We start from the raw sequence: 13,145 nt of genomic DNA, 5'->3' as shown, positions 1-13,145 counted from the left end.
AAATTGAAAATAACTCACAAAAATGAAAAATGATATGAAAAATAAAATATTGATCTTATTTATATTGCTTCTGACAGTAACTTCAAACGCGCAAGTTGCTATTGGTAAAAAGAAGGTGGATAAAGGTGGAATTTTAGATTTTAGTCAAGGGACTACTAAAGGTATACTATTGCCTATCGTTGAAACGTTACCGGAGAAAGCGGTTGATGGAACTTTTATAATGGATAAAGAAGATGCAGTAGTTAAGGTGAAAATAAATGATAGTTGGATGGATTTAACCGGAACAGGTAATGTTTCTAATGTAAAGTTTAATGATTCAGTTGAAAAAGGAAATGGGGTTGTCATCGGAGATTATACGAGTTCAACACCCGAAGGAGTATTAGTCTTAGAGGCGGCCGATAAAGCTTTAATTTTGCCAAAAATTTCCGATCCTCATTTAAATGTAAAAAGTCCACATCCGGGAATGATTTGTTATGATACTGCAAGTCAATGTATAGCGATTTTTGATGGTTTACAATGGAATTATTGGAAGTAAAAGAAAATTTTTGTGGATAAATGCTAAATAAATTTTCATACAATAAGAATTAAATTTTTTTCATTCTTTAGATTTCTTTTTAGAATAGAAGAATAAATCATTTACTAATCCATAAAATGGATAAATTTAATTGATAAAAAAGGGTAAATTAATTTACCCTTTTTTATTTAAAGAAGTTTATAATTATAATAATAGAGAATATTAATCAGTAAAGAAAAAAGTCTTAAAAAGATATTTTTAAAAATAAGCTTAATAATTAAATAAATAATTCAAGCAATGCTTAAATTAAAATTTAAAAATTCCATAATTATTTTTCAAACAAGTTGTGAATTATAATAATTTTATATATTTGATTATTTACAATAATTGAGAAAAAATAATAATTATTAGTTGATTATACTATTGATAATTTTTTTTCGTTATTTTAAATAGTATAAAAAAAATTAATACGTTTCATTTAATAAATAACAAATAAACTAAAGAAAATACGATAAATAATTAATGAAAAAGTTAGTAGCGCCATTTATAAAGATTTCAAGTTTTTACATAATAGTTGGTTTAATCTTAAGAATTGTTCTCCTCTTTTCACCTGTTACTGATTCAAATTTTTCATTTATTGACTATTTAAAAATATTTTCTGTTGGTCTACTTAATGATTTTTGTGTATCAATTTTAATTTTTGTTTTTTTTTGGATACATCTAATCTTCATTACCGATTCAAAATTTAAATCACCTTTAAAATACATTATATTATGTCTTTTTTTGATTTTAATTGGTTATTTGTTTCTTTTTAAAACGGTTTTTGATGATTATGGAAGTGCTGTTCCTAAAATAATAAAAACATTTGTGTTAATAAAAGCCTCATCATATATAATATTACTATTGATCCCTAAAATAAGGCAAACATGGCGTTATTGCATATACTTTTTTATTTTCTTTTTATACATTTTTTTAATTAATTTCAATGTAATCAGTGAATTTTTATTTTGGAATGAATTCGGGGTAAGATATAATTTTATAGCTGTTGACTATTTAATATATACCAATGAGGTAATCGGGAATATTTTAGAATCCTATCCCATTATTCCCATGTTTTCTGCATTAATAGTAATCTCAGTATTGATTACTATATTTTATCTCAAAAAATCCAAAAATTATTTTGAAGATTTACCTAATTTTAAAACAAAATTAATAAACAGTATAGTTTATATAATACTATTTGTAGGTGCAATTTTTCTTTTAAAAGTAAATGAAAAGTATGAAAATTCAGATAATGCCTTTGTAAATGAATTACAAGCAAACGGATTAGTTCGATTTTGTAATGCATATAGCGACAGTTCCTTAAACTATGATAAATTTTATGCAAAATTGCCCTTACAAAAAGCATTTTCACTAATCAATAAAATTTATGATAATGAATGGTCTGCAAATAATAATACCAAAATTATAAAGGATACTCTCCCGGAACTTCATAAAAACGTTATTCTTGTAACCATAGAAAGTATGAGTGCCGGTTTTCTAAAGGAATTTGGAAATACTCAACATTTGACACCAAACTTAGATAAATTGGCAAAAGAAGGACTTTTTTTTACTGATATGTATGCTACCGGAAATAGAACCGTTAGAGGTTTAGAATCTGTTACCCTATGTATCCCGCCATCACCCGGTGAAAGTTTAATAAAAAGAAATAACAATGATCATATGTTTTCTACGGGGTATTTATTCAAACGCAGAGGATATACGGTTCAATATTTTTATGGTGGATATGGATATTTTGATAATATGAATACTTTTTTTGAAGGAAATGGATATAATGTTATAGATAGAAGTTCTTTTAAAAAAGATGAGATAACTTTTGCTAATATATGGGGAGTATGTGACGAAGATATGTTTATGAAAGCAATCCATGTATTTGATGAAAATAGTAAACATAAGTCTCCCTTTTTCGGACACATTATGACAGTAAGTAATCACAGGCCATTTACCTATCCCTCAGGGAAAATAGATATATCTAATACCAGTAAATCCAGAGAAGGAGGAGTAAAATATACGGATTATGCTATTGGTAGATTTATCGAAGAAGCAAAAAAACGTCCTTGGTTTCCCAATACAGTATTCGTGTTTGTAGCAGATCACTGTGCCTCAAGTGCCGGTAAAGAAGATATACCTTTGGATAAATACAAAATACCTGCAATTATATATTCTCCTGGATTTATTAAACCGGAAAAGTTTTCTAAGCTGGTTTCCCAAATTGATCTTATGCCTACACTTTTTGGAAAATTACATTTTTCCTATTCATCACGTTTTTATGGGCAAGATGTATTTGACTCTACTTATCAACCACGAGCATTAATCGCAACCTATCAGAAATTAGGATATTTAAAAGATAATAAATTAATTGTTTTATCACCTAACCAAAAAATTGAACAATATAATGTGATAGAAGGAACTCAAATGAAAAAATCAAAATCCATTGATACTTCTGTAGCTGATGAAGCAATAGCTAATTATCAGACATGTTTCTATTTTTTGGAAAACAATAAATTGCGGGTTGAAAATAAATAAACAAATTTATTCTCTTTCAAGAACGGATTCATATCTCATTTTACGAAATACATTTATAAGCGTTATCACATCATTTTCACAATATGTTTTTATACGTTCTAGATTTTTATCTTTATAATATACATCAGATACCTCACTGCCATTCATGTCATCTTTAGGAGAAGGCAATCCAAAAACATGAGATAATAAATCCAGGGATGTATAGTGTTTATAATCTCCGAATTTCCACAAATCCATAGTATCAAGATGTTGAATTTCCCATGGTTTTTTACCGTGAAATCTTAAAATTTTAGGCAGCTCTATTTGATGAATCATCATTCGCCGGGCGAGATAAGGAAAATCAAATTCTTTACCGTTATGAGCACATAAAATCAAATTGGATTTAAAATAATTTGATTTTAATAATTCATTAAATTCGATTAATATTTTTTCTTCGTAATCACCATAAAAACTTTTAATACGAATTTTTTTATCCTCGATAATTAATCCACAAGATAAACATATAATTTTACCAAATTCAGAAAGTATTCCTGCTCTTTCATAATAATACTCTTCCGGGGAAACATTTTCTTTCCTTTGAAATTGAGTTTTTTTCTCCCATAAAACTTTAGTTCTTTCAGATAATTCGTTCCAATTTTCATGTTGAGGAACGGTTTCCAAATCAAGAAATAAAATTTGTTTTAAGGGTATAGAAGATAACATACTAAATATTTAATATCTCAAAGGTAATCAAAACTTATAATTCAGATAATATTGATTAAATTTAAGAAATAGTAAAATATTATGAAAAATATATTTGTTACAGATATTGACGGAACATTAACTGCCCCATGCAAACCTAGCTTAGATGCTTATGGAATTAAAGCTTTACAAAAAGCTTTAAAATTAGGTGAAGTTATATTAGCATCCGGCCGCCCTTTTCAAGGAATTATAAGCATGTATTCACCGGAAGACCTTATCATTGATTATATAATTGCATTAAACGGAGCACATATTTTATATAAAAACAAGACATTTAAAACCTATCCCATATCTCTTGATATCATAAAATATTTTTTGCAAGTCAAGCAGAAATATTTAAACTTATGGTTTTACACAGAAGAAGCTTGGTATGCATCATCTTTAGAAACAGAAGTTTACTGCAAAGAAGTAAAAGGAGTTAATCATCAGGCATTGCCTTTAAAAGATTATAATTTTCAAGAGGTATTAAAAATATTAATTGTTGAAGAAAAAAATTTAAAAGAAGTAACCGAAGATTTAAAAAACAATCTTAAAGGGGTTCACATAACTACTTCATCAAATTCTTACATAGAAATATTTTCTTCAAATATAAATAAATATTTAGCAGTAGAAGAGGTAGTAAAAAATATGGAAAGTAGAATTTTTTCATTTGGCGATTCTTATAATGATTTGGAAATGATTACAAATTCTTTTTTTGGATGTGCAGTAAACAATGCGGTAAAATCTTTACAAGAAAAAGCACATTATATTTCTTCATATAAGTATGGAAAAGGAGTTTATGATTCGCTAAATTACATTGAAAGAAAATTTTTTAAATGATACTTTATTGTAATTGTTAACTATAATTTAATAAAATATGACAGAAAAACATAAAAATTATTAATAATTTAAAGTACTATTTAAATGCATTTTAATGTGTTGATTTTAAGGTTAATAAAATTGCAATAAATTCTTTGAAGAATGAGCATTTCAATCAAAAAGTATTAAAAAATATTATTATAGTAAAAAAATTTTTATATTTGCCGACTGAACTATAATAAAAAAATAAAAGGTTATGTCTGACATTACATCAAGAGTAAAAGCTATCATCGTAGATAAACTAGGAGTAGATGAAAGCGAAGTTACACCAGAAGCAAGTTTTACAAATGACTTGGGGGCAGATTCATTAGACACAGTAGAATTAATCATGGAGTTTGAAAAGGAATTTGATATTCAAATACCTGATGATCAAGCAGAAAAGATTTCAACAGTTGGTCAAGCCATTTCTTATATTGAAGAAGTAAACAAACAATAATTTACACAAAGACACATTCAAGTATGGCTTTAAAACGAGTAGTAGTAACTGGACTGGGTGCAATAACTCCAATCGGAAATAATTTTAAAGAATACTGTAAAGCTTTATTAAGCGGAGTTAGTGGGGCTAGTCCAATTACTCTATTTGACGCAACAAATTTTAAAACAAAATTCGCTTGCGAAGTAAAGAATTATAATCCAGAGGATTATTTTGAAAAAAAAGATATTCGCAAATATGATCGATGTGCTCAATTTGGGTTAATTTCTACCAAAGAAGCAGTAATCGATAGTAAAATATTAGAATATTCTGATTTAAATAAAGATAGAGTAGGAGTTGTATGGGGATCCGGAATAGGTGGTTTAAACACTTTTGAGCAAGAAATTACCGCTTATGCTTTAGGAAATGGAACCCCTAGATTTAATCCATTCTTCATTCCAAAAATGATTGCAGATATGACCGCAGGTCTTATTTCAATCGAATATGGATTTAGAGGGCCGAATTATGCAACTGTTTCAGCTTGTGCTTCTTCTTCCAATTCTATAATTGATGCTTTAATGCTATTAAGATTAGGTAAGGCAGATGTAATTATAACAGGAGGTTCCGAAGCCGGGATAGTAGCAAGTGGTGTTGGTGGTTTTAACGCTTTACACGCTATGTCTACTCGTAATGATGATCCTAAAACTGCCTCTAGACCTTTTGATAAGGATAGAGATGGATTTGTTCTTGGAGAAGGAGCAGGAACCCTTATTCTAGAAGAATACGAACATGCAGTAAAAAGAGGGGCTACTATTTATGCCGAAGTAGTTGGGGGAGGATTAAGTTCCGACGCCTATCATATGACAGCCCCGCATCCTGAAGGATTAGGAGCATATAATGTTATGAAAAATGCTATTGAGGATGCCGGAATAGAATTAACAGATATCAACCATATTAATGTCCATGGGACTTCAACACCATTGGGAGATTTAGCTGAATCAAAAGCTATCCTAAAATTATTTGGTGAACATGCGTATAACATCCAGATCAATTCAACCAAATCAATGACCGGTCATTTATTGGGTGCTGCAGGTGCTATTGAAGCCTTGGCTTGTATTGTGGCTATCAGAGAAAATAAAGTTCCGCCTACAATCAATCACTTTACTGACGATGAAGAGTTTGATAAAAGATTAGATTTTACTTTTAATGTAGCAAAAGAAAAACAAGTAAATTATGCAATGAGTAATACTTTTGGTTTTGGAGGTCATAATGCATGTGTTATTTTAAAGAAATTTTAAAATAAGAGATTACTAACAAATGAGTATTTGGAAAAAAATACTTTTATGTTCATATTTATTTAAACAAAATTCTAAAAAAAAAGAGGAAATAACTTTTAATAAGAAAATTGAAAATCTTATTGGATATAAACCATCCAACCTGTCGATTTTCTATGAGTGCTTTACTCATTCCTCAATTAATACAAATGATAATAAGAATTTCGAAAGATTAGAATTTCTAGGAGATTCCATATTATCAAGTATAGTATCTGACTATTTATACCATCAAGCACCTGATAAAAAAGAAGGTTATCTTACTCAGATGCGATCCAAACTGGTAAGTCGAAAATCCTTAAATGTTTTAGGAGCAGATTTAAAATTAACCTCTTTTCTTCAAAAGAGGCAAAATACAAGTTTGGGCGAAAATATAAATGGAAATTTATATGAAGCGTTAGTTGGTGCAATTTATATAGATAGTGGATTTGAATTTTGTCGAAATTTTATTAAAGAAACACTCATTAAGCAAGAAAACTTTGAACAGCTTGAAAAAAGAATTGCAAGTTACAAAAGTCTGATTATTGAATGGGCTCAAAAAAATAAACTCGAAATTATTTTTAATACTTTTCAAGAAGAAAATGCAGAAGAATCATTAATCTTTAATTCTATAATTCAACTGGATAATAAGATTATTGCTAAAGGAAGAGCTACTTCTAAGAAAAAAGCCGAAGAGAGCGCTTCCAGAAGAGCCTATCATAGTCTTAGCAAGTATTATAATTCTCTGCAAAATAAATGAGTATACTAAAAACATATTCTTTAGATTGGGAAGTAAATGATCCAATATTTGATTTTAATTTATTAGGATTTAAAACCTGTATTAATAAAGATTATGATTTTGTATTCTATTTAAATAAGAATTGTAACCTTAATTTTAAGCGAGTCAATGACCAGCAAATAATAGAAGATGGGATTACTTATATTTTCTCAATTTATAGGTTTTTCCACGAAAAGACTAAACAAAAATTAGAATTAATAAGTAACTTCTCCTTTCCTCAAACCATACATGAAAACGAAAGTTTTTTTGACCAGATCGAAAAAGTTAAAATTTTAATCCCTGAATATAAATATTACAATTATTTCTTAAAATCAGATGTCATATTAGATGAAGAATTCTATATAAATTTGGGAAATCTTAAAAATATTTATAAATTTAGTGAAATAAATATAGATAAAATTAAAATAAAAAATTTAGAAAATTTGATATTACCTACATAATGAGTGGATTTAGAAAAAAAACGAAGATAGTAGCTACTATTGGTCCTGCATCTGAAGATAAGAATACATTATTAAAGATGTTCCAAGCAGGCGTAAATGTAATTAGAGTGAATTTCTCTCATGCAGAAGAAGAAGTTGTTGAAAAATGGGTACGTACAGTTAGAGACCTTAATGAAGAACATGGCTTTAGCGTAGCCTTATTAGCCGATTTACAAGGGCCTAAACTTAGAGTAGGTATTGTTAAAGAAGGAACAATTGTTAATGCTGGAGATACAATTACGTTTACCAATGAAAATATAGAAGGCGACGCAAAACAGGTCTATATGAGTTACCCCCAATTTGCTAAAGATGTCAAAGTGGGAGAAAGAATACTTTTGGATGACGGAAAATTAATTTTTGAAGTTTTAGAAACTAATTTAACAGATAAAGTAGTAGCAAAAGTTATTCAAGGAGGTCCTTTAAAATCTAAAAAAGGAGTTAACTTACCGAATACTCAAATTTCTTTACCTGCTTTAACTGAAAAGGATATTAAAGATGCGATAACTGCAATTAAATACGAATTTGATTGGATTGCGCTTTCCTTTGTTAGACATAAAGAGGATGTTATAGATTTACAAAATTTAATTAAGAAACATTGTGATCATAAAATCCCAATTATTGCAAAAATTGAAAAACCGGAAGCTATAACTAACATTGAAGAAATAGTTCATGTTGTCGATGGAATCATGGTAGCCAGAGGAGATTTAGGAATTGAAATTCCGATGGAAAAAGTTCCTTTAATTCAAAAGAATTTGGTTAGCATATGTAAAACTCACTGTAAACCTGTGATCATAGCAACTCAAATGATGGAAAGCATGATTGACGGGTTAACACCTACTAGAGCGGAAGTTAATGACGTGGCTAATTCTGTACTAGATGGCGCTGACGCGGTTATGTTAAGTGGAGAAACCTCCGTAGGTAAGCATCCGGTTGAAGTAATTGAGAACATGTCTAAAATTATTTTAAGCGTAGAGGATGATCACCGTATTCAAATACCTTTGCATTATCCAAAAAAAGGCAGTGAGCGTTATATAACTGATATGATTTGCTACAATGCTGCAGTTATGGTTGGACAAGTAGGAGCGAAAGCTATTATTACTTTAACTCAATCAGGATATACAGCATTTCAAATATCATCTCATCGTCCACTAGCTAACATTATAGTTTATACATCCAATAAACGAATAATCAATATGCTAAGCTTACTATGGGGCGTTAAAGCGTATTTATATGAAGGAGCGAACAGTACAGATGAAACAGTTGTTGAGGTTAACAATAATATTAAGCAAAAAGGGTATATTAAATCAGGTGATTTTGTAATTAACCTAAATGCAATGCCTTCTTTTGCGAATAGTTTGACAAACACATTACGCCTTACCCAAATTTAACATATTTAAATTTTTACCATAAAAAAGAGTTCAGTTATAAACTGAACTCTTTTTTGTTGTACCCTAAAATTATATTTAGGGTTTTTTCTTATATAGAAAATAAATATCAACTGATCTTTCATCAATTGTATTAATGATCGTATCGGTAAGAATTAATTTATAATTTTCCAATAAGAATGGATTTCGTTTTAAACTATACGGCGTATCAATAGAATCCATTTTATCATAATATCCATTACTAGGAATGTATTGTTGTATGATAACAAAATCCGTTTTTTTATCTTTTAAATATTGAAATTGTTCGTCTCTTAATTGAGGATAAAATTTATGAGAAAGATTAGGAGTAACAAAATACTTAATATTAGGTACTATATTACATGTAGTAAAAAGATTATTTGCCAGACCAAATCCTAAATTTAATAAAGTAGGATTATTTTCTTTCATAATTTCTTTTTTTAACCTCATGGTCATTAAAGCTTTTCGGTCATAATTTTCATCCGTTAATATCCATTCTTCTATGCGCGTATTATCAAGTCCTGACATGCCCGCACAGGTAAATACGAATACCAACATAGTAAAAAATAATGTTTTACTTGAGTTTATATAAAATGAGCCAAAACATTTTTGGAATATGGCTCCAACATATATAAAACCTATAAACCCGAAAATTAAAAAAGGTATAGGATAATAATATTGAAATTTACCCATAAATATTACCGAATACAAAATAAATCCGGAAAATACTATTCCAAGTTTAGCAAATATATTTTTAATGTGCTTGAATGGAAATAAAAATATTCCCATAAAAGCAAGTAAAAACAAACAGGTGGGTTCTAAAAATAAATAAAGAATTCTTGCCAATAGTCTTAAAACAATATCCTTAGGAGTTCCTAATTTTGCATAAGCACTATTCAACTCAATATATATTTTATAAGCCTCTTCTAAACAATTATGTGTGTATAGATATCCAATAACAGGAATACTAATGAATAAAAACCCTAAAATAAATGCTAAAATATTGTATAAAAAGTTTTTATATTCTTTATGGTATAAAATATTAATAAATATCGCTGAAAGTGGGAAAATCCAAAATGCTATAAGATTTATTTTAGTATATAACACAGCAGTTACTAACAAACCATTAATAAACATATATATAGGCTTGTGAATAGGATTGTCAGATTTAAAATATTTAAAAAATAAGTATAAGGTGACCCCTTCCATACATAAAATAAATTCTTCAGCAGAACCTCCCGCTTTCATAATTTTAATTATAAAAATAAAGAATGCGGTGGTAATTACAAAAGAAATGAATTTACCTAAGAATAATCTAGAAGAAGAATATAAAGACAATGCTAAAATAAACCAGGAGGCTAATTCAATTAAAAACATCCCGAAAAAATTTTCATTGGAAATTATATATCCGGCTGCATAAATAAAAAATATGAAAGGCCCTTTATGATCGAAAATTTCAGTATATAAAGCCCTTCCATTAACCATTCCTTTTGCAACATTAAAATAAATGTTAGGATCTGCCCATTCATTTGTAGTATAAAGAGGGGACATCTTTGAGCATATGAATAAAACACTTAATACATATATAAATAGCAAAAAGTAAATATTTCTTTCAGAAGTTTTTTCCATTTTATAAAAATTAAATATTTTACTTATATCTTATTCTTAATAACTAGATTTTCGATGAGCTCTGCAGCTTTTTTATTTCCTCCGGCTTCAATGAAAGATTCTTGAATTTCTTTTGCTGCTTTTTTATATTTTTCATTATATAATAATTCGTCAACCGCATGTTCTATATCAATAATTCTCATACGTTTGTATTTTAGCCGTATGCCGCATCCGTATTGCTCAATTAAAGTGGCTGTATGAGATTGGTCAAAAGCTATAGGTATTATGAGCATTGGAATACCATTCATATAAGTATCACAAACGGTATTTAATCCTCCATGACCAATTACTACATCAATATGCTTTAAAAGTTCAAGTTGTGGCACATAACTTTGTACAATAAAATTATCCGGCCATTTTTCTATAATAGAAGGGTCTGTTGCCGCAACAACAGTTACGTTTTTATCTTTAAGAGCCTCAATCATTTTAGTGAAAAACTCTTTTCTGATATCTACCAGGACAGTACCTAAAGATATATATATTTTAGGATTTTTATCTTTATTCAATCTGTCCCAATCAAAAGGAGTATTATCCGGGCGACCGGTTAAAGCTCCGATAAATTTCATATACGAAGGATATTCTCCATCATTATATCCTGCAAATTTTTGAGAGGTATAAAACATATTAACTTCTTTAGAAGAAATTAATTCTTCATCACCCGATATACCTAAGGATTTTTGCAAATTTATGATTGAATCATGCACCCATTGAGTTACTTTTGGTGCTGTCCCCGGATCATGAAGTGTATTTGGGGTAACAGGAGTGATCGTAGCCAATGGAATTTTTTTAACATGAGCTACAAATGCTCCCGCAAATGTAATACAGTCATTGATTATAACATCCGGTTTATAAGTATCTACTAACTTAGAAAGCTCGGCATACATTATTCTGGCAAAAGGAATATAAGTACCCTGAAGTCCCAATTTTAATGCTTCCAAAGCAGGTAATTTAGCCCCTCTGTCTTGTAGTTTAATAATATCTTGTATTTCTTCTTTATTTTCTTGATATGATTCTTTTAATATAAAAAAAGTACCGCCTGCGGGTATAGTTTCAGGTTTTATTTCGGTTAATCCGGCCCATGCGACTTCATGACCGTTTTCTAATAAAGTTCTACCTATACTTAGACTGGGATTGATATGCCCAAAAAAAGGAGGGACAACAAATAAGAATTTTGACATAATGTTTAATTTTTTACTAATGTTTGTAAATAGTCTGCTCCTTTACTCACTCCTCCTGCTTTTTCAAATGAACTTTGAATCATTTTTGCATTTTCACTAAATGATTTCTGATTTAATAGTGATTCAACAGCTTCTTTTAGATGAGAAGTTTTAAAACGATTAAAATTTAAACGTATACCTGCACCACTATCTGTAACGCAACTGGATACAAAAGATTGGTCGTAAGCAATGGGAATAACTACTAAAGGAATACCGTAAGACAGAGATTCACAGACCGTATTATTTCCTCCATGACATACCACTGCTTGCATCTGTTGAATTATTTCAAGTTGGGGTATATTCTTTTGGATAATAAAATTATCTGGAATATTTTCAAATAAATCAGGATCGGATACTACAATAACAGTAATATTTTCTCCCCCAAAAGCCTCAACAACTTTACTGAAAAATTGTTTCTTTTGTGTATGATCAAATGTGGTTCCTATACTTACTAAAATCTTGGGACGATCTTGACCCATTTTTTCTAGTTTTTCCCAATCAAAATTAATTTTTTGAGTGCGTGGTGATAGTACAGGTCCTATAAATTTGTAATTGGATGGCAAATCGGTTTCACCGAAAAATTCTCTTGAGGTGTATACCAAAGTTAATAATTTAGAACAATCAAGACGATCATATCCGGAAACACCGTATTTATTTTGAAAAGCTATAACCTGTTCACCTTCCCATTCATGAATTTTTGGAAACGAAGGATTAACTTTAATTGATGCCGGTGCAGTAACGGAAGTAGCATAAGGAATATTTTTTTTGAATGAAGCAACAGCTCCGGCAAAAATTTGATGATCGGAAATCACCACATCCGGTTTATATTCATCTAATGCATTTTCAATCCCATTCATCATTAATGAATTCATGGGAGTGAGAACTTCTTCATATAAAAATTTAAGACTGTCTATTCCATATACTTTCTTTTTTTGAAGCTCTTGAGCATGTTCAAAAAGCTTTTTTTTTGCCATTTCATCCATTTCTAAAGGAAGAACAACTAATTGGCCTTTTTCAGGCAATTGAGCTTTTAAATTAGCATCTAAACTATACCAGGTAACTTCATGGTTTCTATTTAAAAGTTCATTTCCAAGGCTTAATGTTGGATTAATATGACCTGTAAGGGGAGGAACTATGAAAGTAAATTTTGCCATCTAG

General features: G+C 29.2%; 12 protein-coding genes. 8 read left to right on the top strand and 4 right to left on the bottom strand.

Annotated features, from left to right (window positions below; all coding sequences use genetic code 11):
- The first annotated feature begins 34 nt into the window (after positions 1 to 34).
- Positions 35 to 535 carry a hypothetical protein gene (locus tag G8C41_RS08100; RefSeq protein ID WP_166007173.1) on the top strand — a complete coding sequence of 167 codons (501 nt, stop codon included), beginning with the start codon at positions 35 to 37 and terminating at the stop codon, positions 533 to 535.
- A gap of 780 nt (positions 536 to 1,315) precedes the next feature.
- On the top strand, positions 1,316 to 3,100 hold the full coding sequence (locus G8C41_RS08095) for an LTA synthase family protein (protein WP_255466931.1): 1,785 nt from the start codon (positions 1,316 to 1,318) through the stop codon (positions 3,098 to 3,100).
- 6 nt (positions 3,101 to 3,106) lie between these two features.
- On the opposite strand, the gene G8C41_RS08090 is transcribed toward G8C41_RS08095, so the two are convergent.
- Positions 3,107 to 3,802 carry a 3'-5' exonuclease gene (locus tag G8C41_RS08090; RefSeq protein WP_160568147.1) on the bottom strand — a complete coding sequence of 232 codons (696 nt, stop codon included), beginning with the start codon at positions 3,800 to 3,802 and terminating at the stop codon, positions 3,107 to 3,109.
- 81 nt (positions 3,803 to 3,883) lie between these two features.
- Between G8C41_RS08090 and G8C41_RS08085 the strand changes: the two genes are divergently transcribed.
- The 6 genes from G8C41_RS08085 (at position 3,884) to pyk (ending at position 9,087) form a co-directional block, all read left to right on the top strand.
- Positions 3,884 to 4,660, top strand: coding sequence for an HAD-IIB family hydrolase (locus G8C41_RS08085; RefSeq protein WP_160568145.1), 777 nt, complete (start codon positions 3,884 to 3,886; stop codon positions 4,658 to 4,660).
- Between the two features lie 235 nt (positions 4,661 to 4,895).
- Positions 4,896 to 5,135, top strand: coding sequence for an acyl carrier protein (locus G8C41_RS08080; RefSeq protein ID WP_055424989.1), 240 nt, complete (start codon positions 4,896 to 4,898; stop codon positions 5,133 to 5,135).
- A gap of 23 nt (positions 5,136 to 5,158) precedes the next feature.
- On the top strand, positions 5,159 to 6,409 hold the full coding sequence (gene fabF, locus G8C41_RS08075) for a beta-ketoacyl-ACP synthase II (RefSeq protein ID WP_105296290.1): 1,251 nt from the start codon (positions 5,159 to 5,161) through the stop codon (positions 6,407 to 6,409).
- A gap of 19 nt (positions 6,410 to 6,428) precedes the next feature.
- Complete coding sequence (gene rnc, locus G8C41_RS08070; protein WP_105296289.1) at positions 6,429 to 7,181, top strand: ribonuclease III; 753 nt, start codon at positions 6,429 to 6,431, stop codon at positions 7,179 to 7,181.
- Complete coding sequence (locus tag G8C41_RS08065; protein ID WP_105296288.1) at positions 7,178 to 7,660, top strand: IPExxxVDY family protein; 483 nt, start codon at positions 7,178 to 7,180, stop codon at positions 7,658 to 7,660. The genes rnc and G8C41_RS08065 overlap by 4 nt, the downstream gene beginning before the upstream one ends.
- Positions 7,660 to 9,087 (top strand): pyruvate kinase, encoded by a 1,428-nt coding sequence (gene pyk, locus G8C41_RS08060; protein WP_160568143.1) that lies wholly within the window; start codon positions 7,660 to 7,662, stop codon positions 9,085 to 9,087. The genes G8C41_RS08065 and pyk overlap by 1 nt, the downstream gene beginning before the upstream one ends.
- Before the next feature lie 75 nt (positions 9,088 to 9,162).
- On the opposite strand, the gene G8C41_RS08055 is transcribed toward pyk, so the two are convergent.
- The 3 genes from G8C41_RS08055 to G8C41_RS10175 all read right to left on the bottom strand — a co-directional run bounded on the left by G8C41_RS08055 (position 9,163) and on the right by G8C41_RS10175 (position 13,141).
- The gene (locus tag G8C41_RS08055) at positions 9,163 to 10,653 is read right to left on the bottom strand and encodes a hypothetical protein (protein WP_166007170.1); all 1,491 of its coding nucleotides are present in this window, start codon (positions 10,651 to 10,653) and stop codon (positions 9,163 to 9,165) included.
- A 101-nt stretch (positions 10,654 to 10,754) separates the two neighbouring features.
- Positions 10,755 to 11,948 (bottom strand): glycosyltransferase, encoded by a 1,194-nt coding sequence (locus G8C41_RS10180; protein ID WP_166007168.1) that lies wholly within the window; start codon positions 11,946 to 11,948, stop codon positions 10,755 to 10,757.
- 5 nt (positions 11,949 to 11,953) lie between these two features.
- The gene (locus G8C41_RS10175) at positions 11,954 to 13,141 is read right to left on the bottom strand and encodes a glycosyltransferase (protein ID WP_166007166.1); all 1,188 of its coding nucleotides are present in this window, start codon (positions 13,139 to 13,141) and stop codon (positions 11,954 to 11,956) included.
- Between the last annotated feature and the right edge of the window lie 4 nt (positions 13,142 to 13,145).

This window comes from Apibacter sp. B3706, from assembly GCF_011082725.1.
In the GTDB taxonomy this organism is placed as follows: Bacteria; Bacteroidota; Bacteroidia; order Flavobacteriales; family Weeksellaceae; genus Apibacter.
This window is presented reverse-complemented; position numbering and strand designations above follow the sequence as displayed.